Here is a 1239-nt window from a genome sequence, read left to right as displayed (position 1 = left end):
AATTTTATTTTTATTTTGTACAATCCATAATATTCAATACAAACCATTGGTAAAATTATGAAATCACCTATTTTAAATGTTTTTTTAATTAGCATTATGTTCATAGAAAACTCTTTTGCAAATAATGGCTCAGAAAAAGATCCATCAAATAGACTCGCGAAAACAGAAGAAAGCCCACGCCTCTCCGAAATGGAAGAATCTTACTTGCAAGACTCTGAACTGAACGAAGATGGAATAGGAGAATCTGAAAATTTGGGGGAAAACAAAAGAAAAATAAAAGAGAATGAAAAATTTGAAAATTTTATAAAAAATTTACAAGACTCTTTAAGAATTTTATTTGCAAGTCCAAATTTAGACACTTTTCGACAAAGTTTTCTTGAATTAATCCACCAAAAAACAGATCTTCTTGATCAATTTGCTAATCTTCCTAAAAAAAACAGAGAAGATTTTCTGAAAGTTCTAAAAGTTTTAAAAGACAGCAAAATCGGAGATTCTGAATTTTTAAAAGAGATCGAGTTAGAGAAAAATGACTTCGATTACATTGTGGACATTCTTCGCCCCCTCTACTTTAAAATACGAAATTTCGCAGTAGCAAAGAACGCTCCATTAATTTGGAAACAATTACGAAAAGTTTTTTTGCGCTTCCTAAACAACGACTCAGCCCCCTCCCCCTCAAACAAACAAATGGCAATAGAAAAAGATTCACAAAACTCCGACATAAAAAAATTTAAAAGTTTTTTAGAAGGTTTGCGAGAATTTTCAAAAATTTGCCTCGAAACACCTCCCGACTTCAAACATCATGAGAAAAAATTTTTTGAGCTAATGCTAGAAAAACATAAATTTCTTGATCAATTTTCTAGTTTTTCTAAAAAAAATAAAAAAAATCTTCTTAAAACCCTGGAGGTCTTAAAACAGAACAAAGTTGGAGATATTAAGTTTTTAAACGATATCCATTTAGATAAAGACGATTTTAGTTACATTATGGGTATTTTTCAACCTTTAGATTTAAACATAAGCAGCAAAGAAATAAGGAATTCAATGTCATTAATCTGGAATAATTTTCAAAAAATTTTAAGGGACTAAGCAAATTCTTTAAATTATTCAAAAAAACGAAGCTTTTAACCATACTCCCCCTCACTTTTTTGAAGGGACTTTAAAAGATCCGAAAGACAGGCTATTTTATTAAAAATAAACAACAATGTTTAATGCAAATGAACCTTCGTACTTAGTATGATCGAT

Annotated in this window: 1 protein-coding gene; it reads left to right on the top strand. The window is 29.5% G+C overall.

The genetic code is table 11. The features are described 5' to 3' along the window. Positions 1–57 precede the first annotated feature (57 nt). Positions 58–1083, top strand: a complete 1026-nt coding sequence (locus K737_RS03065; RefSeq protein WP_006298013.1) for a hypothetical protein — start codon at positions 58–60, stop codon at positions 1081–1083. Positions 1084–1239: the final 156 nt, after the last annotated feature.

The sequence above is a fragment of the Holospora undulata HU1 genome (assembly GCF_000388175.3).
Classification (GTDB): Bacteria; Pseudomonadota; Alphaproteobacteria; order Holosporales; family Holosporaceae; genus Holospora; species Holospora undulata_A.
The sequence above is the reverse complement of the archived record's forward strand: the minus strand, read 5'-3'. Positions and strand labels throughout refer to the sequence as shown.

Excerpts from the sequence above, each read along its gene's own strand:
- K737_RS03065 (WP_006298013.1), top strand. The coding sequence starts at position 58 with ATGAAATCACCTATTTTAAATGTTTTTTTAATTAGCATTATGTTCATA.